General features: G+C 67.1%; 19 protein-coding genes. 7 read left to right on the top strand and 12 right to left on the bottom strand.

Annotated features, from left to right (window positions below; translation table 11 throughout):
- Positions 1-34 precede the first annotated feature (34 nt).
- The 6 genes from OXG83_03995 to OXG83_03970 all read left to right on the top strand — a co-directional run bounded on the left by OXG83_03995 (position 35) and on the right by OXG83_03970 (position 8671).
- Positions 35-988: a DUF2911 domain-containing protein gene (locus OXG83_03995; GenBank protein ID MCY3964180.1), complete on the top strand. Its 954-nt coding sequence runs from the start codon at positions 35-37 to the stop codon at positions 986-988.
- Positions 989-1043: 55 nt separating this feature from the next.
- On the top strand, positions 1044-2447 hold the full coding sequence (locus tag OXG83_03990) for an MFS transporter (protein MCY3964179.1): 1404 nt from the start codon (positions 1044-1046) through the stop codon (positions 2445-2447).
- A gap of 99 nt (positions 2448-2546) precedes the next feature.
- Complete coding sequence (locus OXG83_03985; protein MCY3964178.1) at positions 2547-5789, top strand: hypothetical protein; 3243 nt, start codon at positions 2547-2549, stop codon at positions 5787-5789.
- A gap of 4 nt (positions 5790-5793) precedes the next feature.
- Positions 5794-6366 (top strand): helix-turn-helix domain containing protein, encoded by a 573-nt coding sequence (locus tag OXG83_03980; protein MCY3964177.1) that lies wholly within the window; start codon positions 5794-5796, stop codon positions 6364-6366.
- On the top strand, positions 6363-7541 hold the full coding sequence (locus OXG83_03975; protein ID MCY3964176.1) for a Rieske 2Fe-2S domain-containing protein: 1179 nt from the start codon (positions 6363-6365) through the stop codon (positions 7539-7541). The genes OXG83_03980 and OXG83_03975 overlap by 4 nt, the downstream gene beginning before the upstream one ends.
- Entirely contained in the window at positions 7541-8671 is a 1131-nt protein-coding gene (locus tag OXG83_03970; protein ID MCY3964175.1) for an LLM class flavin-dependent oxidoreductase, read from the top strand. Before OXG83_03975 ends, OXG83_03970 begins: the two co-directional genes overlap by 1 nt.
- 13 nt (positions 8672-8684) lie before the next feature.
- Here the strand turns inward: OXG83_03970 and OXG83_03965 are convergent, their stop codons facing one another.
- The 11 genes from OXG83_03965 to OXG83_03915 all read right to left on the bottom strand — a co-directional run bounded on the left by OXG83_03965 (position 8685) and on the right by OXG83_03915 (position 21697).
- Positions 8685-9887, bottom strand: a complete 1203-nt coding sequence (locus tag OXG83_03965; protein ID MCY3964174.1) for an HlyD family efflux transporter periplasmic adaptor subunit — start codon at positions 9885-9887, stop codon at positions 8685-8687.
- A 15-nt stretch (positions 9888-9902) separates the two neighbouring features.
- Positions 9903-12272, bottom strand: coding sequence for an ABC transporter permease (locus OXG83_03960; GenBank protein ID MCY3964173.1), 2370 nt, complete (start codon positions 12270-12272; stop codon positions 9903-9905).
- Positions 12273-12276: 4 nt separating this feature from the next.
- Positions 12277-12963 (bottom strand): ABC transporter ATP-binding protein, encoded by a 687-nt coding sequence (locus OXG83_03955; GenBank protein ID MCY3964172.1) that lies wholly within the window; start codon positions 12961-12963, stop codon positions 12277-12279.
- Between the two features lie 78 nt (positions 12964-13041).
- A complete protein-coding gene (locus OXG83_03950; protein MCY3964171.1) occupies positions 13042-15204 on the bottom strand; it encodes an ATP-binding protein in 2163 nt (720 codons plus the stop codon).
- Entirely contained in the window at positions 15201-16370 is a 1170-nt protein-coding gene (locus OXG83_03945) for an ABC transporter substrate-binding protein (protein MCY3964170.1), read from the bottom strand. Before OXG83_03945 ends, OXG83_03950 begins: the two co-directional genes overlap by 4 nt.
- 45 nt (positions 16371-16415) lie before the next feature.
- Entirely contained in the window at positions 16416-16835 is a 420-nt protein-coding gene (locus OXG83_03940) for an ATP-binding protein (GenBank protein MCY3964169.1), read from the bottom strand.
- Positions 16832-18028: a SpoIIE family protein phosphatase gene (locus OXG83_03935; protein MCY3964168.1), complete on the bottom strand. Its 1197-nt coding sequence runs from the start codon at positions 18026-18028 to the stop codon at positions 16832-16834. The genes OXG83_03940 and OXG83_03935 overlap by 4 nt, the downstream gene beginning before the upstream one ends.
- 19 nt (positions 18029-18047) lie before the next feature.
- Positions 18048-18386 (bottom strand): STAS domain-containing protein, encoded by a 339-nt coding sequence (locus OXG83_03930; protein ID MCY3964167.1) that lies wholly within the window; start codon positions 18384-18386, stop codon positions 18048-18050.
- Positions 18383-19279, bottom strand: coding sequence for a transglutaminase family protein (locus OXG83_03925; protein ID MCY3964166.1), 897 nt, complete (start codon positions 19277-19279; stop codon positions 18383-18385). Before OXG83_03925 ends, OXG83_03930 begins: the two co-directional genes overlap by 4 nt.
- Positions 19280-19288: 9 nt before the next feature.
- Entirely contained in the window at positions 19289-20251 is a 963-nt protein-coding gene (locus OXG83_03920) for an alpha-E domain-containing protein (GenBank protein ID MCY3964165.1), read from the bottom strand.
- 3 nt (positions 20252-20254) lie between these two features.
- Positions 20255-21697 (bottom strand): circularly permuted type 2 ATP-grasp protein, encoded by a 1443-nt coding sequence (locus OXG83_03915; GenBank protein ID MCY3964164.1) that lies wholly within the window; start codon positions 21695-21697, stop codon positions 20255-20257.
- 228 nt (positions 21698-21925) lie between these two features.
- Here OXG83_03915 and OXG83_03910 point away from each other — a divergent pair, with 228 nt between their 5' ends.
- Positions 21926-22507 carry a prepilin-type N-terminal cleavage/methylation domain-containing protein gene (locus tag OXG83_03910; GenBank protein MCY3964163.1) on the top strand — a complete coding sequence of 194 codons (582 nt, stop codon included), beginning with the start codon at positions 21926-21928 and terminating at the stop codon, positions 22505-22507.
- 53 nt (positions 22508-22560) lie between these two features.
- On the opposite strand, the gene OXG83_03905 is transcribed toward OXG83_03910, so the two are convergent.
- Complete coding sequence (locus OXG83_03905; protein ID MCY3964162.1) at positions 22561-23370, bottom strand: NIPSNAP family protein; 810 nt, start codon at positions 23368-23370, stop codon at positions 22561-22563.
- Positions 23371-23423 lie beyond the last annotated feature (53 nt).

Below are 23423 nucleotides of genomic sequence, written 5' to 3'. Positions count from 1 at the left end.
CCGCCACTCAACCCCAAAACGGAGTCTCGTCAAGATGAAACGAACACGGCACAACCGCATCGCCCTCTCTGTGGCCCTCGCCTGCGCCATGACCGGCGTTGCGGCCGCGGTCCCAGGCCAGGAATCGCCTCCCGCCGAGACACCCCGGCTGGACACATCCGAGATCGAACCCTTCATTGGCGAGTGGGTGCTGGAGGTCCTCACCCAGCAAGGCTCGCTCAACAGCCTGATCACCTTTGCCGACGACGACGGCAAGGCGACCGCCGACTTCTACCTGTCGCGTCTGGCCGATGTCGTGATCGAGAACATCAGCCGAACGGAAACGGGGGTCCAGCTCAAGTGGAACCTGGACTTCGGCGGCCAGCTCGTGCCGGTCGAGATGGACCTCGCGCGCGAAGGGGACGGCCTTGCCGGGAAACTCGAGACCGGCTTCTTCAACGCCGACATCAAGGGCATGACGAAGGAAGCGGCCGAGGCGGCCGGGATCATCGTCGAGCGTCAGCCGGTCGGAGACGACGACGACCTGTCCCTCTCCCGGGTCGAGGTCGACGGACAGGCGATGCGGCTCCGCGTCGATCGCCTGCAGGCTCCCGGTCCCGACTACGACAGGATCGAGTCCCTGGCAGACGGCGAAGTCCTGGAACCGATCTACGGCAAGCCGTTCAAGTTCTGGACGGACGCCGACCTCGCGTTCGAGGACGCACGGATCGCCGCCCACAACCACGGCCCGACCTATCCCGGCGTCTACAGTCTCTGGCTCAAGCGCGAGGGAGATGGCTGGAAGCTCGTCTTCAACCACCTGGCCGACGTCTGGGGCACGATGCATATGGCTGAACACGATGCCGGCGAAACGCCACTGGCCTTCCGCACCCTTGCTGAGCCTGCGGAACACACGGAAGGCGTCCTGGAAGTGGACGGCGCTGCCGGCATGCTGACGATCCGCTGGGGCACGATGGAGTGGTCGGCGCCGTTCCAGGTCGCCGAGTGACCCACCGCCCAGCGTGCTCATCGCCCGGTTTCTCTGAAGACGGTTAGCGCCCGCGTTGAATCGCACCGCCTTCACCGCCTCAGGAACGGCTGGCGGTCTGGTCAGCAACGGCATCTCCTTCTTTCTCCTCATCTACTACAGCCAGGTGATCGGCCTGGACCCCGCGCTGGCGGGTTCCGCCCTTCTGCTCGCGCTGGTCGTCGATGCGGTGTCCGATCCCCTGGTGGGGCGCTGGTCGGACCGGCTGCGGAGCCGCCTGGGGCGGCGCCATCCCTTCCTTTACGGCGCGGTGCTCCCCATCCCGGTCTGCTACTACCTGCTCTGGGCGCCTCCCGACTTGGGTCAAACGGCCATGTTCCTGTGGCTCGCCGGCTTCACCGTCGCGCTGCGGCTGGCGCTGACGATGCACACCGTCCCCTTCAACGCGCTGCTGCCGGAACTCGCACCGGGATACGAGGATCGTACGCGCCTGATGAACTACTCCTATGCCGGCGGCTGGTTCTTCGGCACCCTGATGGCGGTTTCGATGTACGTCTGGTGGCTGGCCGATACCTCGGACTATCCCGACGGTGCGGGCATCCTGCGACGCGCCGGCTACGAGCAGGCCGGCCTGGTCACCGCCTGCGCGCTCTGCCTCTGCCTCGTGCTGGCCGCGGCCGCCACCCATCGGCACATTCCCACCCTCGCCGCACCACCGCCCGGAGCAGCGTCGGCCCGGCGAGTCCTCGGTGAAAGCCTGGCGACCCTGCGAGACGGCAGCCTGGCCGCGATTGTCGCCTCGACCGCGCTGACCGCCGCGGCCAGCGGCACGGCGACGGCGATGTGGGCCTACATGCAACCCTGGTTCTGGGGCTTCGACAGTACACAGACAAGTACCATCCTGGCGGCTCAACTAGCGTCGCCGCTCCTGGCCGTTCTGCTCCTGCCGGCCGCCAGTCGCGGGCGCGACAAGAAGGTGGTGCTGATCCGGCTATCGATCCTGTCGCTCCTGGTCGGCAGCGGCCCGGTCATTCTCGCCCTGCTCGGCGCCTTCCCTCCGGTCGACCACTCGGCGCTCTTTCCACTGATGGTCGTGATCGGCGTCGTCCAGGTGGCTCTGATCGTCGTGACAAGCACGGTAGGCGCCTCCATGGTCGCGGACATCGTCGACGCCCGGGCTGTGGCCACCGGCCGGCGGGAAGAGGGACTCGTGTCCTCCGTTCTCTCCTTCACGGGCAAGGTGGCGACTGGCCTGGGAATCTGGATCGGCGGCCTCCTGCTCACCGCGATCAACTTCCCGACCGACGCGGACGTCTCCGCGATCGACCGGGACATGGTCGACCGCCTGGGATGGCTCTATGGCCCGGTGCTTGCCTTTCTCTACGTCGCCGCCATCTACGCTCTCCGCTACTACCGGCTGAGTCGCCACCGGCACGAGGAGAACCTCGCCATGCTTGCTGGGGGTGAGGATCGCAACTGATCGAGCGAGGACAGAACCAGATGAAACTATACTTGCATCGAACGAGACAGTCTTGTATCGTTTTCTCCAGTTCAGTACTCATCTGCAGAAACGCACAGCATGCCGTCCAGATCATTCAACGACCGAGGTCAACGACCGCCGCGCGCCTGGCTTGCACTCCCGGCGCTCCCGGCGCTGCTGATCGCGGCGGCCGCAGCCCCGGCGGCGGACTTCATCGCCTTCGAATCCGGCCCCGTGCGGCCGCTGGCGCTGTCCCCCGACGGCAGGATGCTCTTCGTCACGAACACCCCGGACAATCATCTCGAGATCTTCAACATCAGCGGCTCCGGCACGCTGGCCCACCTCGCGTCGGTGCCCGTGGGCATGGAGCCGGTCGCGGTCGCCGCGCGCAGCGCTTCGGAGGTCTGGGTGGTGAACCACCTCTCGGACTCCGTCAGCATCGTGGACATCGGGTCGCTGCTGGCCGCCGATTCCACGACCAATAGTACGGCCTTCGTCAGACGCACGCTGCTGGTCGGCGACGAGCCCCGGGACATCGTCTTCGCCAGAGACCGAGCCTTCGTCACGACCGCGCATCGAGGCCAGCACCGGACCCATCCGTCGATCGCGGCCGTCCCCGGGGCCGGAACCCCCCAACTCCATACCGCGGGGATCGGCCGGGCGGACGTCTGGGTCTTTGACGCGAAGGATCCCGGCGCCGGTGTCGGCGGGTCGCCGCTCAGGATCGTCGAGCTGTTCGGCGATACGCCCAGGGCGCTGGCGGTGAGCCCGGACGGCTCCACGGTCTACGCGGCGGTCTTCCACTCGGGAAACCAGACGACCGTGATTCACGAGGGAGTGATGTGTCGTGGTTTCGAGGACACGCCACGCGGCTTCTTCGTCGGCGCCACCTGGGACCGCAGGCGCGGCGATCAGCCCTGCGTTGCGGGCAACCTGCCGGCCCTGCACGCGACGGCCTCCCCCAACGGTCCGGAGGACAAGACCCTGCCCATGGGACGCCCCCTGCCCAGCACGGGCGCGGACGGCGAGCACGCACCCTTCACCGCGATGATCGTGAAGTGGGACGAGGAGTCCGGTGAGTGGCGCGACTCCCGCGGCCTGAACTACTCGAACGGCATCCGGTTTTTCCTGCCCGACAAGGATGTCTTCGCCATCGATGCCGCCACCCTCGCCGAGAAGGAGCACTTCGCCCACGTCGGCACGACCCTGTTCAACATGGCGACGAACCCGAAGAGCGGACACATCTACGTAGCCAACACGGACGCCCGGAACCACGTGCGTTTCGAAGGGCCGGGAGTCCGCGGCGGCTCGACCGTACAGGGCAAGATCGCTCGCGCCCAGATCACGGTCATCGACCCCGTGACCGGCACCGTCCGCAAGCGGCACCTGAACCGCCACATCGACTACTCCGTCCTGAAGTCGACGGCCGCGGTCCGCCGGCACAGTCTCTCCACTCCTCTGGAGCTCCAGGTCAGCTCCGACGGGACGACGCTCTACGTCGCCGCCCTGGGCTCGGACAGGATCGGCGTGTTCGACACCGCCGACCTCGAGGACGACTCCCTGTGGGACGGCAACGGAAGGGAGTTCGACCCGACCTCCCTGAGCGCGAACTACCTGGCGGTAGCCGGCGGCCCCGCCGGACTCCTGCTCGACGAGGCGCACAACCGCCCGAACGGACAGCTCTACGTCTTCGCCCACTTCGAGCGCAGCGTCAAGGTCGTCGACGCGGTGACCGGCGACATCCGGCAGACCTCCTCCTTCCACAACCCCGAACCCGCCGAGGTGGTGACCGGACGCCGCGTGCTCTACGACGCGACCCGGACCTCATCCAACGGCGAATCCTCCTGCGCGACCTGCCATGTGTTCGGCGATTCGGATCACCTGAGCTGGAACCTGAGCAATCCGGACGACGGCAACACGGCCAACCCGCAGCCGTTCCCGACCTTCTCCGACTTCTGGCTGTCCTGCGACATCTTCGGGCACTACCCGGGCTGCGAGGCGGTGCCGTACGTCAACGGCAACGGCGACCAGCTCGTCTTCTCGCCGATGAAGGGGCCCATGTTCACGCAGACGATGCGGGGCATGTCGACCCATGGCCACATGCACTGGCGCGGCGACCGGGCCACCGGCTACTTCGGCAGCGACGATCAGCGGACGCTGGACGAGAAGTTCTCGTTCAAGAACTTCATCGTCGCCTTCGAGAGCCTGCTCGGACTCGACGTCGTGCTGACCGACTCTGCCGCGGCGGCCAAACCAGCCGACGTCATCCAGCTCGAGCGGGATGTGGACGAGTTCGCCGACTTCATGCTGGCGGTGCAGTTACCTCCGAATCCGATCAAGTCGCTCAACAACGCCCACAGTCCGTCCGCCCGGATCGGAGATGCCTTCTTCGACGGGCCGCGCCGCGCCGACGGCGTCGACGCCGCCTACGACCTGGCCAACAACCGGAACGGTGCGGCCGTCGACGGGCGGAACTGCGCCGGCTGCCACCGGCACGATCCATCCAGGGGCTTCTTCGGCACGGCGGGCGATGCGTCGCACGGCGGCGAGGTGCTGATTCTCAAGGTTCCGCACTTGCGGAACCTCTACCAGAAGGTCGGGATGTTCGGCCTTCCGAGCCGGGAGTACTTCCTGCCCTCGACGACCGACGCCCACCAGGGCGACCAGATCCGCGGCTTCGGTTTTCTCCACGACGGGGCGACCGACAAGCTCTTCAACTTCCTCCAGGGCGCCGTCTTCGACGACGGCACGACCACCTGCGACGATCTCGGCCTGCCGGGTGCCCGCGGCTGGCGCGACGTGTTCGGCTGCGGTTTCAGCGACGGCATGGACATCGGCATCCCGGACGACGAAGTGCGCCAGGGCCTCGTCGACTACCTGATGGAGTTCGACACCGACCTGGCGCCGATCGTCGGACAGCAGGTCACCCTGAGTGCCGCGAACGGCCCGGTGGCCAACCCGCGCGTCGACCTGCTGACCCATCGCGCCAGGGTCTCCTTCCAGTCGGCCATCCTGGGCGGCTCGGTCACGGAGTGCGACCTGATCGCCAAGGGAACTGTGGCGGAGAAACCGCGCGGATGGGTTCGACTCCCGAACGGCAACTTCCTCGACGACCTGGGCGAAAGGTGGACGCCGTCCCGGTTGCGGACGCTCGCCACGGGCGGCAGTCCCGTCACCTACACCTGCGCACCGCCCGGCTCGGGCAGACGGATGGGGATCGACCGGGATCGCGACGCCATCGTCGACGGCCTGGACAACTGCCCCGCCGCTTCCAACCGTAGCCAGGCCGACGCGGACGGCAACGGCGTCGGCAATGCCTGCGAACCGACCGAATCGAGGTGACCGAATGAGACCAGCACTGAATCCGAGTCCGCGTCCAACCGCCCGCGACGCGATCATCGACGCGGCAATCCGCCTCTGGTCGCGCAACCCGGGAGCGACCTTCAGCGAGGTCGCCCTCCACGCCGGAGTCGGGCGCGCAACGCTCCACCGGCACTTCAGGAACCGCGACGACTTGCTCACGGTGCTGGCCGAGATCTGCATCGAGGAGACAAACACAGCGGTGGCCGCGGCCGTCGACCAGAGCGCGAGCGCCACCCGGCAACTGCAACGCATGTTCGAGGCGGTCATCCCCCTGGGGGACCGCTACAGCTTTCTCTATCGCGCGGAGATCGGTGACGAACACACGACCGCCGAGTACCGTCGGCAGCTCGACCGGGTCGGAACGCTGGTCGGCGAACTCAAGGCCGAGGGCGCCGTGGCGGCCGACGTGCCGACGGCCTGGGTCGTCGCGCAGATCGACCAGCTCATCTGGACCGCCTGGAACGAAGTCGCCTCGGGCCGCGTTGCCGCGGCGGACGCGGCGAACCTGGCCGCCAGAACCCTGCTGCACGGACTCGGAAAGGAGGAGCAGCCGTGAGTACACCCTTCGACCAACCCCGCCAGATCCTGCCGCCGGAGGCCTACTTCGAGGCGTCATGGCTCGACCGCGAAGTCGACCATCTGTTCGACCGCTCCTGGGTCTGGGCCGCCACCGAGCAGGACCTGAAGCAACCCGGGGACTTCCGTACCTGCCGCGTGATGAACCACTCCCTGTTCGTGCTCCGGGACGGGGCCGGGGAGCTGCAGGCCTTCCACAACGTATGCCGCCACCGCGGCTGCGAGATCGTTGAAGGCAGCGGCAACCTGGGCAGCACGATCCGCTGCCCGTACCACCGCTGGACCTACGAGACGAACGGCGCCCTGCACGGCGTGCCCAACGAAGCGGAGTGTTTCGGCGCCGTCCCTCGCGAGAACCTCTCGCTCCATCGAGCCGCGGTCGGCGCACATCGCGGCATGGTCTACGTGAATCCGGATCCGGAACCGCCCGAGCCATTCGACCGGTGGATCGCCGGACTCGACGACCACGCCTGGCCCCACGACCTGGCCGACGGCACCTTGAGCTACGCCGGCGACGTGCGCTACGAGATGCACTGCAACTGGAAGGTCTTCTACGAGAACGCGATCGACGGCTACCACCTCGGCTACCTGCACAACAAGACCCTGGGCGCCGCCTACCCTGACCGGAACGTCTGGCATCCGGTGGGCCGCCACACCGTCTGGTACTCCACCGAACGGGAAGGCGATCCGCAGTCGACCACGGTGTTGTCGGCGGAGATGGCGGACGCCGCCGGCGCCACACGCCTGCCGGGTCACGAGGAGAGCTTCTATCCGGGCGTGGTCATGCTCTTCCCGCTGACCATCCTGTCGCCGAGCCCCTGGGGCTTTCACGTCTCGGTGCTGGAACCGAAGACCCCGGACCTCACGACCATGTGGACGCAGAGCTGGACGACGTACGGATCGGCCTCACGCGCCGAAGCGGGCAAGGCGCCCACGCTGATCAGCCTGGCCAACCAGGAAGGACACCCGATGGAGTCCGGCAACTTCCAGCTCGAGGACATGTGGATCTGCGAGATGATCCAGCGCAACCTGCGCTCCCCGAAGTTCAGGGTCGGGCCCATGGCCGCCGGCTTCGGGGCCGAATCGCCGATCATGCACTTCCAGCAGAGCGTGCTCGACTACCTGAACGGCGACTCCGGCGGGAGCGGCGCCTGATGGAGTTCGTCATCCTCGCCATCCCCTACATGCGGCGCCTGGGCGAACAGGTCGGCCGCGCAGGATCGGACCCGAACCGGTTCCAGGCGCTGATGGCGAACCTCCGGACGCAGATGACGTTCGCCGAGTCGGTGGGCTACACCGGCTTCTGCATGACCGAGCAGCATCTGCAGGTGGAAGGGATCGAGACGACGACGAATCCGCTGTTCTGGGACTACTTCGTCGCCCAGCACACGGAACGGATGCGCGTCGGCCAACTCGGCATGAACCTGACCGCGGTCAACCCGATTCAATTGGCCGAGAACCTCGCGATGCTCGACCACTTCACCGGCGGGCGCATGTTCGCCGGCTTCACCAGGGGCAACACGCCACGGTGGACCGGCACGTTCGGCCAGCACATCGGGATCACGGCGACGCACTCCGACAAGTCCGAAGTGGACCGACGCAACCGCCGCGCGTTCGAGGAGAACTGGCGCCTCGTGAAGGCGCTCTGGACGCAGGAGGTGGTGAGCATCTCGGGCGAGTTCTGGCAAGCGCCGCCGGCGATGGACTGGACGTTCGCACCCACGAGCGAATGGTCGCCCGGGTCGATCACCAGTGACGGCACGCTGAAGGAGATCGGGATCGTTCCCCGCCCGCTGCAGAACGACCCGCATCCGCCGGTCTACGCGCCGTTCAGCTACAGCATGGGGACCGCGAAGTTCTGGGCCCGCGAGGGCGGCAAGATGATGGGCATGTTCAACGAGTCGAAGGAGGAGTTCATCCCCCTGACCCTGGACGTCTGCCTCGAGGAAGCGCTGCAACACGGCCGGATCATCGGCCCCAACGACATGCTCGCGCTGGGCGGACACCTGATCATGGGACGAAATCCGGCCGAGACGAAGAAGCTCTTCGACGGCTTCGAGTGGCTGTTCAACTTCGCCTACAACGCCCCTCCCTACCACGTACCGATGGGCCGGCTGTGGATGGGATCACGCCAGCAGGTGCTCGACCACGTGGGGCGGCTCAGCGAGACCTTCGGTATCGACGAGTTCTTCCTGTGGCACCACGTCGGCTGGTTCGAGCAGGACGAGGAGATGGCGATGCTCCACGAGTTCGCGGAGGGGGTCATCGGCCCCCTTTCCTCCTGAGCCGCCGCGACGGTCAGAGTTCGGCCGCGACCGGCGAACCGTCGTTCAGGCTGTCGCTCGGATAGACCACGACCTGCTCACCCGGTTCAAGGCCGCCAAGAACCTGGGCTTCCCGCGCGTTCCGCTCGCCGACCTCGATCTCCCGAAGGGCCGCGCGGCCTCCCGCGACCGCGAACACCGCCCAGTTCTCGTCGCGCCGGAACAACGCCCCTGTCGGCGCCTTCAGTTCGTCCCCGCTCTCCCAGACGACGACCCGGGTTTCGACCCGGAAGCCATCGCCCAGGCCGGCCCAGACCGCAGGCGGATCGACGATGTCGATGACCACGTTCACCCGTTGCTCTTCCACCCCGAGCGCCGAGATCTTCGTGAATCCCGACGGTTCCACCCGCCGCAGCCGGCCCTGCAACGGGCGGTCGCCACCCCATCGATCGATCAGCACACGCTGTCCCGAGCGCATGCGGACGGCGTCCTTCGACAGATAGTCCGTGACCACCTCGATCCGGGACGGATCGCCGACTTCGAGCAAGGCTTCACCGGCCGGCACCACGGACTCGCTTTCGCGCACGCGACGGAGGACGACGCCTGAAACGGGCGACACGATCCGGATCGCCGTACCGTTCACATCCTCGGCGCTCTCGGCGCTGAACCGCAGCAGTCGGACCCGCGCCGCCTGCAACTCGCTGCGGGCCGTGCGCACCGCGTAGTCGGCTGCCTCGACGGCTTCCTGCCGGGTGTCGAGGTCGAGCTGGGCGCTTTCCATCGTCTCGACCGAGACGATTCCCTCCTGGCTCAGCCGCAGGTAGCGTCCCGCCTCGGAACGCGAGTAGACGAGTTCGGCCGCCGCCCGCTCGTAGTTCGCTTCGGCCTGGCCCAGGGCGGCGGTCGCGGTTTCCACCGCCGCCGCCGCCTCGGCCCGACTGCGGGCGTCGAGCAACACCGGCGCCGAGGGCAGGAAGATCGCGAGCACCGTCTCACCCGCCACCACGGCGTCGCCGGGCTCGAGTTCGATCCGCAGGACGCGGCCGGCGAGCGGGGCCGAGATGACGAACCGGTCCCGCACGCGGGTCTCGCCCTCCTCGTCGATCGTCACCTCCAGCGGTCCTCGCGTCACCTGCGCCAGTTCCGCCGGTACCGGCTGCGGGCGCGTGCCGAGAAACGCGGCGGCCGCGACCACGACCAGCCCCACTCCCCACAACACCCAGCGCCGCGTCTTCATCGTTTCCTTCCCCTGCTACTCGCGGGTCTTGAGCACCGCGACGAGATCGAGGTCGTGGAGCTTACGACGCACCGTCCAGGCCGAGACGGCCATCGACCCGAGAACGGTCGCCGCGGAAACCAGGAACGTGTTCGGGTCGACCACCACCGGCAACCGGAACAGCTCGCTCTCGAAAGCGCTCATCACGGCGGCGATCATGCCGTAGCCGAGGAGCAGACCGAGTGGAATCGAGGCCACGGTGAGGATCCCGAGCTCGCCCAGCAGGATCGAGGAGATCTCGCCGCGGGTGAAACCGATCACCCGCAGGCTGGCGAGTTCACGGCTGGTCTCGGACAGGGAGATCCGCGCCGTGTTGTAGATCACGCCGAAGGCGATGATCACCGCGAAGAGCAGGTTGACGCTCATCATCATCGACATGTTGTCGAGCATGTAGGTCTGGATGTTCTCGAGCGCGGCGCTCCGCAACGTGACGCCCGCCACCGCCGGCATCGCCTTCAGCAGGCCGAACAGCCGTTCCTCGGCCAGGCTGTCGATCTTGAGCATCGCGCCGCTGATCGTGTCGTCGCGCCGCACCAGCCGCCGGAGCGACTCCTGCTCCATGTACGCCGTCACGCCGAGCAGGTCGTCGACGGTGTCGGTCAGCACGACCTCGCGCACCGGCCTGCCGTCCTCCATGATCTCGACCATCAGCGTGTCGCCTGGCTCGACCCGCAACTGCTCCGCCAGCAGCGTGGACAGGACGAGACCCGGCCGGTCGAGGCGGATGGCGCGATAGTCCACATCCACCACGCGCTGCAACCTGGCATCGGGCGCCAGCGCCTGGATCGCCGTCTGCTTCTGCAGGTGGCCGCTGCGCAGCCGCGCCGCGATGCCGTTCGTCGGCTCCACCTGCAGAACGCCGGAGAGGGCCGCGAGTTCGTGCACCGCGCTTCGTTCGACCGGCTCGAAGAAGCTCACCGACAGGTCCTGGCGCTGGATGATGTTGAACTGCACTTCGAGCAGTTCGTCCATCGAGTCCATCATCGCCGAGCCCACGACCATGATCGCGCCGGCGAAGGCGATGCCCACGATCGAGAGGCCCGCGCGCACCGGGCGTCGCGACAGGTTGCGGAGCACCATCCTCGCGGGCTGCGACAACCATCTCCGGGCGCCCAGCCGTTCGAACAGGGAGACCCGGAAGGTCTCGGGCGCCGCCGGGCGCATCGCTTCGGCGGGCGGCAGCGAGACGACGCTGCGCACTGCCCCCAGCGCGCCCACCGTCGCGGCGACGAGGCTCACTCCGACTGCGATCAGGATGCTCGACGCCGACACGTTGTAGATCAGGAGCGGGAAGCGAAAGTACTCCATGTAGAGGCCGAGCATCGCTTCGGCCAGCAACAGGCCGGCGCCGATCCCGAGCAGGGCGCCGAGGGCCACCACGACGACGGCCCACTGCACGTAGTGGACGCCGAGCCGGAGGTTCGAGTAGCCGAGAGCCTTGAGCGCCGCGATCTGTTCGCGCTGCACCGCGACGGTCCGCCGCAGAACCACGTTGAGCAGGAACGTGGCCACGGCGATGAAGATCAACGGCACCAGGAGTCCCATGTTCTCGAGCTGCGTCAACTCGTTCTGGAGGTACCAGTTCGAGGTCTGGTCCGCACGCGGAATCGCGCCCAGACCGCCGTAGGGATCGAGAATCGCGTCGAGTTCGACGATCGCCGCGCGCTCGAGGCTGGGCGAGCGGTCGGCCAGCGTCAGGGCGACGTCGTTGAACCCGCCCTCCATTTCGAACGCGGTGGCCAGGTGCCGCCGGGTCATCCACAGGAAGCCGAAGTGCTTCGGATCCGGGACCAGTTCTCCCGGACCGATGCCGTAGACGAACTCGGGGCTGAGCGCGACACCGACAATTTCCAGGGGCTGGCGGCGACCGTTGATCACCGCGAACAGGCGATCGCCCAGGTCGAGGCCGTGAGCTTCGGCAAAGCGCTCGCCGACCAGGGCCTCCTCCGCCCGGTCCGGGTCCAGGAACCGCCCGCGGCGCAGAGCGACGTCGTTGAGCGCCGGCCGGCCGCGATCCGGCAGGGAGATCAGGCGTCCGTTGACCGGATCGGTGACTCCGGGCACGTCCAGCGAGACGCTCACGACCACCCGGGTCTGAACCTGCCTGACTCCCGGGATCGCCGCGATGCGCTCCTCGACCCAGTTGGGGACCCGCTTCGCTCCGGCGAACACGTCGGCGAAGGCGTAGCGGGTGTAGTAGGCGTCGCGGGTCGTCTCGAGCGAGCCGAACACGCCCTGCGCCATGACCAGCAGCGCGATTCCCGACGAGACGACCAGCGCGATCGCCAGTACCTGGGACCGCACGTTCCACAGGTCGCGCAGGAGTTTACGGTCGAGGGCTCTCATCGTCCTACCACTCGATCGTGGCAGCCGGCTGCTTCGTCGCGTTACGGACGTCGCTCGTGATCTGGCCGTCTGCCAGCGAGATTACCCGATCCGCCATCCCGGAGATCGCCGCGTTGTGGGTGATCACCGCGGTCGTCGTGCCCAGTTCGGAGTTCACCCTCTCGAGCGCCCCCAGGACCGCGATACCGGTGCTGATGTCGAGAGCTCCCGTCGGTTCGTCGCAGAGCAGCACGTCCGGCCGCTTGGCGATGGCCCGGGCGATCGCCACCCGCTGCTGCTCGCCGCCCGACATCTGCGACGGAAAGTGGTCGAGACGGTACTTCAGGCCGACCAGCGCCAGGGCGTCCTCCGGCGCGAGCGGATCGCCGGCGATCTCGGTCACGAGGGCGACGTTCTCGCGCGCCGTGAGCGAGGGAATCAGGTTGTAGAACTGGAACACGAAGCCGACGTGGCGGCGCCGGTAGCGGGTCAGGGCCCGTTCCCCGGCCTCGCTCAGATCCCCTTCACGGTAGGTCACCCGGCCGGCGGTAGGCCGGTCGAGCCCGCCGAGGATGTTCAGGAGGGTCGACTTGCCGCTTCCCGACGGTCCGAGCAGGACCGTGAACTCGCCTTCGTGAAGCTCCAGGTCGACGCCGCGTAGCGCATAGACCTCGACCTCGCCCATCACGTAGACCTTGGTCACGCCCTTCATGGCGAAGACCGGGGCGGGACGCGCCGGTTTGCCCGCTGCTCCTGTCGCGATGGCGGCGTGCATGCGGAGCGTGCGACGCTACGGAGTCGGATAGTCGATGTCGGGCGGAGCAGCCGATAACTCGACGATCATCTCCGTGTACTCGCCCGGTTCGGTGTCCACGCGAATCATGCCGCCGTGCTCGCGCACGATGTCGGCCGAGAGAGCGAGCCCCAGACCCGTGCCCTGATCCGTCGGCTTCGTGGTGAAGAAGGGGTTGAAGATCTTGTCCACCACATCGCGCGGTATGCCATTGCCGTTGTCGCGGACCCGGACCTCCACGCCGTCGTCCATCTTGCGGGTCGTCACCGTCAGGGTCGGCTCGTACGACGCGTCGTCCGAGTTCTGCCGTCTCTCGTTCGTCGCGTAGCAGGCGTTGCTGACCAGGTTGAGGAAGACGCGGCCCACGTCCTGCGACACGACCTCCAGGGTGCCGAGCTCCGGGTCGAAGTCCTTCTCGATCGTCAGATTGAAGTTCGGGTCGGTGGCGCGCGCGCTGTGGTAGGCCAGCCCGATGTGTTCGTCGACCAGGCGGTTGATGTCGGCCTGCTCCCGCCCGGCGGCGCCGCGCCCCATCTTCAGCATGTCGTTGACGATCCGGTTCGCTCGCTCGCCGTGGCTCAGGATCAGCTTCAGGTTGCCGCTCAGATCCTCGAAGATCTCCGCGATCTCCTCCCGCTGATCCTCGTCGAGGCTGCCGTCCTCGTTCTCCTTCATGATCTCCTCGACCTCCTCGAGGAGCTCGCCCGAGACCTCGGAGAAATTCTTCACGAAGTTCAGGGGATTCTTGATCTCATGGGCGACGCCGGCGGTCAACTCGCCGAGCGCCGCGAGCTTCTCGCGCATCACGATCTGGTCCTGCGCCTTCTGCAGATCCGCCAGCACGACCTCCAGCTCGTCGTTCTTCTCCTTGAGTTCGTCGGCGAGCTTCTCGACCAGGTTGAGGCGCTGCACCTCCAGCGCGTGCCGGCGGAAGACCTCTAGCGCGGCCGCCATGTCCGCGACCTCATCCGCGCCCCCGATGCCGATCTCGGCCTCCAGGTTGCCGCCAGCCATTTCCCGCATGCTGCTGGAGAGAGCCTCGAAGCGGCGTACCAGCAGACGCCCCACGAAGAGCCAGGCGATGAACACCGCGCCGGCAATGCTGACGACGTTGAGACCGATCAGCAGGGCGCGGCCGGTGCGGATCGCCTGGGACGCGGCCACGGTCGCCACGTCCGACCGGGACCGCGACGCGGCGACGAGACTCTCTACATCGTCGCTCAACCTCGCCGCCAGATCGCGGTTCTGGTCCAGCAGTTCCTGCTGCCGGTCGAGGGCGTTCACCTCGCGGCGTCTCAGATCGAATGAGTCGCGGCTCTTGGCGAGGGTTTCTCCGAACAGGGCTTTCAACCGACCGGAGGTGGCAGTCTCATCGATCGCACTGAGAGCACGCTCAATACTCGTTGCGGACGACTCGTATCGTTCTTCGACCGGCTCGATGTCGGGCCGGTCGGTCAGCACCGCGAGGCTGTTCAGTAGCTGATCGACGATCGTGATGTCCTGCTGGAGCCCGACGAGCACACGGTAGCGGTCGATCTCCGGCTCGGAGAAGTGGATGTCGCGAGGCGCCGGCGGCTCGTCGAACGAGCGAAAGCCGGTCATCGCGTAGAACAACTGATCGTCGAGAGCGGGCAGCAGGAGCGCCGCGATCTGACTCTGGAGTCCGTCCAGTTCCGACCGGAGCGCCTCGCTCGCTGAGCTCAGTTCGAATCCCTCGGAAACCGATTCCTGGATCGCCGTGATGTTCCCGATCAGCTCTTCGCCTCGCGCCTGGATGTTCCCGATCTCCGCTTCGCCGCCGATGGGTTCCTCAGAGCCCGCTTCCCGCGTCATCAGTTCCTTGAGCGCGGACTCGAAGGAGCGCTGGGCGGGTTCAATCTCGTCTACCGCCCGCTCCAACTCGTCCTGGTCGGCGGCCGCGGTCAGCCTGGGGCCCGCAGCGACCAGCGTGCCGCTGCCCTGGGCCACGCCGAACGCGGCCGCGAGCTCGGGCACCGTTCCCTGGTTGACCCGGCTCTGGGAGTCGCCGACCTGCGCGAACGCGAACAATGCGACCAGACTGGCGGCGAGCGTCAGCGCCGCCGCGCCGCCGATGCCAACGTAGAGCTGCGTGGCGATTCTGAACCGGGCCTCGGCCAGTTTTCGGAACCAGTCGATCACCGCTTCACGGCACCTTCAAGCCGGGTCGCCGGCCGATACCGGCCGCGTTCGTCGATCACGGTCAGGAACACGGCGTCCGAACCCTGGTTGTCCTCGTCACCGAACACGAGCCGGAAGCCGTCCAGATCGATGGAGCCCGCGACCTTCAAGGTCTGGATGAAGAGGTCGCGGTCGACGTTCGGACCGCACCGCTCGAGCGCTTCGATCACGAGGCGTCCGGCCAGGTATCCCTCGAACGAGACGAAGCCGGGTTCGGCGCCGGCCGTATGAGCGCGCAGCGCTCGACGGTAGGCGGCGGCGACTCTCGAGTTCCGGGCGGTCGGAAAAGGGACGACCTGGGTGACGTAGACGCCGGCGCCTCGTGGCCCCAGTTCCTCCGCCAGGGCATTGCTGCCCACGAAGGAGAGCGTCATGAACACCGGATCGAGGCCAATGTGCCGCGTCCAGGCGATCAGGCTGGCGACCGGCTGATAGGCGCCTACGATGATCACGGCCTCCGGCTCTCCAACCTCGATGTCGACGATCGCAGTCTTGACGGCGGTCGTGTTGCGCGGGTAGACGCCGATCGCGACCGCCTCCATCCCACGCTTGTCGAACGCCGCGCGAACCCCCGCCAGGCCGGCGCGTCCGAAGGAGTCGTTCTGGATGACGACCGCGATCCGCTCGACGCCGAGATCCCTGGTCAGGCGCTCCACCATCTCCTCCGTCTCCTGGGCGTAGGAGGCTCTCAGGTTGATCACGTGGGGCTCCTGACGGAGAAAGCCCGCGCCGGTGAAGGGAGCGATGTAAGGCACGCCCGCCTCGTCCGCCACAGGGACCGCGGAGCGCGACGTCGGCGTACCGACACCGCCAACCAGGGCGAACACGTTCTCCTCCTCGATCAGCAGCCGCGTGTTCTCGATCGCCGCCTCAGGCTCATAGCCGTCGTCGAGCGAGTGCAGCTCCAGCCGGCGGCCGTGGACGCCACCGGCATCGTTCGCCTCCTTGAACGCCGCCTCGATGCCCAGCCGCATGCCCCTGCCGAGTTCTGCTGCCGGGCCGCTGAACGCGGCGGACTGACCGAACAGCACCCGTTCGGCCGATACGCCGGGAACCTCCGGTTGCGCGGCGATCCGGACCGGCGCCAGAACCATCGTCGCGGCCCAGGCGGCCGCGGTCAGGGCCACCCGTGCAGCACGTGAGCGCATCGCCTCAAGCAGCCCGATCCGAGCTCAACTTCGGCGCTTGACCATCGTCACGTGGTTCCGGCCGTCCTCGCGCCGGTAGGACGCCTCGTCCATCAGCACCTTGACAAAGTGAACGCCCAGGCCGCCGATCTGTCGATCCTCGAGCGCGGCATCGATATCCGGCTCGGGCGCGTCGTGGAAGGGATCGAACGGCTTGCCGCTGTCGCGCACCTCGACCCGGACCTCCTCGTCCGTCGAGATGACCTCGACTTCGATCTCGCTGGTCCCTTCCTCGCCGCCGCCGTGGCGAACCACGTTCGTCGCCACTTCCTCGAGCGCCAGAACGACGGCGTAGGAGACATCCGGCGCCCAGTCCTCCTCCTGACCGAGCGCCTCCACGGCCTCCGAGACCTCCGGAAGCTCCTCGATCCGGTTGGGGACACGCAGTGTGCGGGTGGCGCTCACTCGTCAGCAACACGCAGGGTCATGCAGGTCAGGTCATCGAACTGCGGCGCCTCACCGGCGAAGTCGCGCACCGCCTGCAGGATCATCTCGGCGGCCTCCCGGGCACTCCGGGGCTCGCCGTCCGCGAACAGCGCCTGGACTGCCTCCAGGCCGAACTCCTCGTCCTCGACGTTGATCGCCTCCGTCACGCCATCGGTGAAGAACACGACCAGGTCCCCGGGCCTGAGTTGAACGCTGGCCTGGCCGAACTCGAACTCCGGGATCGCACCCAGGGCGATGCCGCCAGTCAGTGCGAGTTCCTCGGAACTGCCGTCGGCGTGAACCACCAGCGGAGGGTTGTGGCCGCCGTTGGAGAACGTCAGCACCTTCGTCGCGGGGTCGTACACGCCGTAGAAGACCGTCACGAACATCGAAGCGTCGTTCGCCTCGTTCAGCAGATCGTTCACTTCCGACAGGACCGATCCCGGATCGCCGACTCCGACGGCCGCGCCCTTGAGCAGGGTGCGGCTCGACATCATGAACAGGGCCGCGGGAACCCCCTTGTCCGAGACGTCGGCGACGGCAAGCCCGAGGCGGCCCTCTTCGAGGCGGATCACGTCGAAGAAGTCTCCACCGACGTTGCGTGCGGCCTCCATGCAGCCGAACACCTCGCAGCCCTCGGCGTGGGGGAACTTGTCCGGCAGGATCGACTGCTGGATCTTGGTCGCTACATCCAGCTCGTTCTGGAGCGCCACCAGCTTGTCCCTCGACGCCAGCGCCGCGCGCCACTCGTCCAGGTGCTTGAGCGTGCGATCGATCGTGACCTGGAGATCCGCGAAGTCGATCGGCTTCGTGACGAAGTCGAAGGCACCGCGGTTCATCGCCGTGCGGATGTTCTCCATGTCGCCGTACGCCGAAACGATGACGGAGCGGATGTCCGCGTTCACCTCGGGGATCTGCTGCAAAAGGGTCAGACCGTCCATCTTCGGCATGTTGATGTCCGAGAGGACGATGTCGATGTCCCTGTTCTGGGCGAGCTTCTCGAGCGCCTCGATGCCGTTGCCGGCGAACTCGAAGCCGTAGCGACCCGAGCGGATGTGACGGCGCATGCGCTGCCTCACGAGCCGTTCCAGATCCGGCTCGTCGTCCACGACCAGGATCCTGTAGTCGGGATTGGCCCTGCGCGCGGCTCGGGCACTCGCTCTGTCGGACATCAAGCGGCGCCGGGGCGACCTACTTTCCGGCAGCGGCCAGGGCGTCAGCCTGGTTGTCGTAGATCTGGATGATGCGGTTGAAGCCGCTGATCTCGAAGACCGACTGAACAGGATCGGAGAGCGAGCACAGGGAGATGCTCACGTTGCGCTGGCCCAGGGTCTTGGCCACCAGGAGGACAACCCTCAAGCCGGCACTGCTGATGTATGCGAGCTGAGCGAGGTCCATCACCACGGCCCCGACGTCATCGCCGATGGCAGCCTGCAACTGGCGCTCGAAGTCCTGGGAGTTCGAGCTGTCGACGCGGCCTTCGACCTTCGCCAAGAGAACTCCGTCGTGATGCTCAGCCTGGACGTTCATCCTCTCTGCCTCCTGTTCCTTCCGCTCACTTTTTCCTCTAACTCCCGAGGATCGACTGCTTTCACTATCACATCCACCTCGATCTTGGCATCCCCGGTACCCTGGAACACGCCGCTGATCGGCGAGACGTCGGCGTAGTCCCGTCCCGCCGCCACACGAATGTGGCGCTCATCACTGAAGGTCGCATTGGTGGGGTCGAAGCCGACCCAGCCGGCACCCGGCAACCGGCATTCCACCCAGGCATGACTGCCGGACGCCACCGTCTGCTCGCCGGGGACGCCGGTCGTGTGCAGGTAGCCGGATACGTATCGGGACGGCACTCCCCAGGAGCGGGCGATGGCAATCATGACGTGCGCGTAGTCTTGGCAGACGCCCCGACCGGACTCCAGGACGTGCTCGATCGGAGAATCGGCCGACGTGCTGCCCGGTTGGTAGGCGAAACTGCGGTGGAGCCTATCCGATAGTCCAACCAGACTCGCCATCGGATCGTCTCCCGGGTGGAGATTGTGGCACCCAGCGAAGTCCTCGAGAGCTCGCGACGGCCTCGCGAGCCGGCTCGGTCGAAGCAGGTGCCAGTGTTCCGGAGCCTCTCGCAGAGACCGGATCTCCTCCCAACCGCCGGCCGCCGCAGGCAAGGATCCGGGGTCCCGTTCGACCTCGAGGCGCGAGATGATCGTCAGCTCGGGGTGCCGCCGGTGAACGTTGAGGACGTGGCGACGGTTTCCGAAACCGTCCTGCTCGGGGCTCAGTGACGCGGCGGGTCGGGTCTCGATCTCGAACTCCAGCACCCGCTGCCCATCCGTGGGGACCGGCTCCAGGCAGAGCGTCAGCACGCAACCGCGCACCTGCTCCGGATACACGTAGCGCGTCCTGTGCTCGATCTCGTAGCGCATCCTGCCCCATCAACGCAGCGGCGAGTCCTCGATGGCGTAGTCGACGAAGGCTCCCAGAACCGCGTCGTGCAGATCACGCGCGCACTCGCCCACCCGCCTTATCAGGTCGTCCCGCTCCTCCGCCTCCGGCCAGTCATAGAGGATGAGGGCGCAGGCGCGGCCTGACAGCCGCCGTGCCGCCGCGTCGGCCTCGACGCCGGGACCCGTCTCGATGGCGTCGAGTTCCCCCGCCGCCGCCCGCAGCGAGGAGAGAAGCGAAGCAGGCAGCAACGGGTCGGCGACCAGCAGATCGAGGACGCGGTCGGGCTGAATCTCGATTCCGTGGATCCGGCTGTAGGCCTCGGCCGCGCGATGCGCACGCAGCATGCTCGGCCAACCCAGATTGGGGACCCGCGTGCGCCGGCTGAGTTCCGTTTGAGCGAGGATCAGCGACACGACAAGCTGGATGCGTTCGATGGCGCGGCCGAGGCGCATGAAGCGCCATGCCGGGCCGCGATACATCGTCGCGTCGGCAACACCGATGAAGTTGTGGATCTCATTGCAGGTGCGGGAGTAGAAGGCCTCCGGCGTCCTCCAGATGTCCACGGCTTCCAGGTCCCGCATCCAGAGATATGCCCGGTTGAGACGAGTCCACATCTCGGCGCTGATGCAGTGGCGCATCTGGCGCGCGTTCTCCCGGCCCCGTTCCAGGCTGCTCCAGACCGACTCGGGATTCGTCCGGTCGAAGGTCAGATCGTCCGCCAGCGTGAAGGAGTCCGCGAGGGCGAATTCGTCGGCTTCCGGCAGCCATTCCTCGCCCGGCGGCGGAAGTCGCTTCATGGCGCGATAGATGCGCCTCCAGCCGAAGTGGATCTCTCCCACCGGCCGGTCGACGAGCGCCTGCACGTGCAGTTCCAGGAGGTGGCTCAGGTACTGCGCTCGGGTCAGGTACCTCCCCATCCAGTAGACGCCCTGGGCACTTCGGGAGAGCACGGCCTAGGAGCCCTCGAGATCCACGACCCAAAGGTCCTTGCCGCCGCCGCCCTGGCTCGAGTTCACGACCAGGCTGCCGCGGCGCAACGCCACGCGGCAGAAAGCGCCCGGGACGATCCGGGTCTCGGCCCCCGTCAGCACGAACGGACGCAGGTCGACATGGCGCGGCTCCGCGCGGCCCTCTACCAGACATGGAGACCGCGACAGCGGCAGCGTCGGCTGCGAGATGTAGTCGGCCGGATCGGCTCGGAGCTTCTCCGCGAACACCTCGCGCTCCTCCGCCGTCGAGTGGGGACCCACCAGCATGCCGTAGCCGCCCGACTCCCCGACCCGTTTTGTGACCAGATGTTCCAGGTTGTCGAGCGTGTACTCGAGGTCTTCCGGACGCCTGCAGAGGCGCGTTTCGACGTTCAGAAGCAACGGTTCCTCGCTCAGGTAGTACCGCACCATGTCGGGCACGTAGGCGTAGACGCTCTTGTCGTCGGCGACGCCGGTGCCCGGTGCGTTGGCCAGGGTCACGTTGCCCCGTCTGAAGGCGTTGATCAGCCCCGGCACGCCCAGCAGCGAGTCCTCGCGAAACGTGAGCGGATCGAGAAAGTCGTCGTCGACCCGGCGATAGATCACATCGACCCGCCGTAGGCCCGAGGTGGTGCGCATGTAGACAAAGCCGTCATTGACCAGCAGATCCTGCCCCTCCACGAGTTCCGCGCCGATCTCCTGGGCCAGGAACATGTGTTCGTAGAACGCCGAGTTATAGGTACCGGGAGTGAGCAGCGCCAGACTGGGATCCTTCCGGCCGTCAGGCGCCAACTCGCCCAGGGTCCGCCGTAGCTGACTGCCGTAGTGTTCGATCTCCTGCACCCGGCAGGTGCGGTAGAGCCGACGCAACCCGGCCTTGACCGCCTTGCGGTTGGCGATCATGTAGGAGACGCCCGACGGCACCCGAAGGTTGTCCTCGAGCACCATGAAGCCACCGTGGGTACGAACGATGTCCGTCCCGCAGACGGCCACCCAGACGTTGTTCGGCACCCTGACGCCGCGCAGTTCCGGCCGATACTGCGGACAATCGAGAATCACGTCGGCCGGGATCACGCCATCCTTGACGATGCGGCAGTCCCCGTAGACATCCCCGAGAAAGAGATTGAGCGCCCTGATGCGCTGTACCAGACCGGCCTCGAGCTGGCGCCACTCCGCGAGCCTGAGCAGGCGCGGGACGCAGTCGATCGGGATGATCCGCTCCTCGGCCTCCTCCTCGCCGTAGACGGTGAAGGTAATTCCCTCTTGCGAGAAGGAGCGGGTCACCCGCTCCTGGATCGTCTCGAGTTCTTCCCGGGGAGTGTTCCGCAGCGCCTCGTAGACCGCCTGGCAGTGTTCGCGCGGTTCGCCGTCCGCGACGAACATCTCGTCGTAGATCGCCAGATCGAAGTCGTAGAATCCGAAGTCCACGCACTAACCCCCGACCGATGCGTCGTTCACGCAGCCGCCCGTCACCGGGACGCGTCCGAGCGGTTCCATCTTCCCCGATGTTACTTGGGCGGGGGGGTTCGGATTCGTCGCAAGGGAGCGGTTCGCTTGGACGCTCCCGGCGTCTGCCCCGTATGATCCTGTAAGCCGCCGGTGACCCGCCCGTACTCCGCCACGGCCGGACCTCGACTTCTCTCAAGGAACACGAAGATGACTGGAGCGCGCTCCCAAACCCGCGAACGCGGATTCACCCTGATCGAACTGCTGATCGTCGTGGCGATCATCGGCATCATCTCCGCACTGCTGGTGCCGAACCTGATGACCGGACTCCAGAACGCGAACCAGACGCGGACCCAGGCCGACATGAAGAGTGTCGGCACCGCCTGGATGCAGTGGCTCACCGACCAGGTCAGCGCCGCCGCCGCCGGGTCGAGCACGACCCCGACGTTCGCCTGGAGCGAGTTCACCCACGCCGACTTCTCCCACGCCGATCTGTCGGCCCTGCTGAGGCCGTCGAATACCTTCTTCTACCTGCAGGACGTGCCCGAACGCGACGGCTGGAACAACCCCTACCGTTTCGGTTTCGCGGGCTCCGACAAGCTGCTCGGCACGCAGGTCATCGGCATCTGGAGCGGCGGGCGCGACGGCTCGGCCACCGCCCAACCTGAGTCGAGCTACGAGATCGGCGCCTTCCCGGGCACCGACTTCAACCAGGACCTCGTGTGGGCCGACGGCTACTGGGTGCGCTGGCCGGGCAGTGCGGCGGAGGCCGCCGAGGAAGGCGGCGACTAGGGCGGACCAGGGCGGCTGACGGCTCCTGGCCGGAGCCGCCAGCGATCAGACGATCAGATCTGGGAAAAGCCGGTCGGCCGCAGGAACACGTTCTCGATCCCCGAGACCGTGCCCCTGTACATCTCCATCTCGCGCATGCGCTTCCACTCCGGGTGGTCGCCAAAGGCCCTCCAGTGCTCGCGGTGGGACTCCATGTCAGGCGCCGACAGGATGTAGACGAGAGCCGGCACGTTCGCGCCGATCAGCAGTTCGCCGTACAGGAGAGGCGCCATGTCGACATCCCGCATGATGTCGATCTCGCCGTTGTCGAACATGTGGACCTTGCGGCGCGCCGTGTCCTCGTTGTGGCTCTCGTACAGGCGGAGTTCGAAGATCCGGTCCTCGCCAGCCGCTGTCTGCGGCGGTAGCTCCATCATCGGCATGCCCTTGAAGGCGTGCAGGAACCAGCTCTCGACCCGTTCGTAGATCGGTTCCCGGGTCGGCGTGGCGTACATCGGCGCCGCGGCCTCCAGGTAGGCCGCGTCGGCTTCCAGCGTGGACTTCATGCCCGTGAAGTCGTCAACGCCGGGAAACGCGATGATCGCCCACACGGACATCGCGTCCACGGGATCGAGGGCCTCCTCGTCCGCCGCGGGCGGTTGGACGCTAAACACGCCGACCCGGTCGATGCCTGCACGGTTCAGCGCTGGCACCAGGGCGTTCTCCAGATAGTCGAGGACGGTCTGCCGGCTGTCTTCGTCGGAGAGCCGATAACGGCGGATCTCGTAGTACTCGCGGGCGGGTCCGCTCTCCTCCGCGACCTGTTCGCCGGCCGCCTCCGGCGCTTCGGCCGGCGCGCAGGCGACGATCAGGCCAAGAGCCACGGCGGGCGCAAGGAGCCTGGGCCAGCAACGATTGGTTGGCTGGATGAGCATCG

The sequence above is a fragment of the Acidobacteriota bacterium genome, assembly GCA_026707545.1.
Taxonomy (GTDB): domain Bacteria; phylum Acidobacteriota; class Thermoanaerobaculia; order Multivoradales; family Multivoraceae; genus Multivorans.
The sequence above is the reverse complement of the archived record's forward strand: the minus strand, read 5'-3'. Positions and strand labels throughout refer to the sequence as shown.